This is a genomic window from Apibacter sp. B2912, assembly GCF_009827835.1.
Classification (GTDB): domain Bacteria; phylum Bacteroidota; class Bacteroidia; order Flavobacteriales; family Weeksellaceae; genus Apibacter.
Genome location: NZ_WINV01000019.1, coordinates 1 through 465, shown reverse-complemented (window position 1 = coordinate 465; position 465 = coordinate 1). Strand labels below are relative to the sequence as shown.

The following is a 465-nucleotide window of genomic DNA, read 5'->3' as shown; positions in this document are numbered from 1 at the left end:
GTTATCAGCCTTTTGAAACTGAAATTATTTACCAATCGTTAGATTATTTAACATTATGAAAAAAATAAAATTTTTCTTATTTTACTTACTTTGTTTATTATATTTAAATAACTGCTCCAATCAACCGCCAAAAATTTATCATTTGCAAAATACTTACTTAGCAAAATATTATGTAATTGATCATTTTAAAGATAATGAGCAATGTATAAAATATGTTTTTTCATTTTCAAAAAAGAATAATGGATATCTTCAAATATTAACGAATAAAAATATTTTTGAATTTGAGGATGGAATTGAATTTATAAAAGATACAACTAAGCAAAGGTTTAGTTTTTCAAGAAAAGATAATGGATTTCAAAATGAGTATATAATTGTTAATTTTCTTAAAAATATTCCAATCCAATTTCAAAATGAACAAGGAAAAGAAGTAAAACCATATGAGCCTCCTGTAATAAAAGTATCTGC

At 22.4% G+C, this 465-nt stretch carries 1 protein-coding gene; it reads left to right on the top strand.

Annotated elements, in window-relative coordinates; all coding sequences use genetic code 11:
* Window positions 1-142: 142 nt before the first annotated feature.
* Window positions 143-465 (top strand): hypothetical protein (locus GFV01_RS10035; protein ID WP_160567217.1); only part of this gene is annotated, 323 nt, incomplete at its 3' end.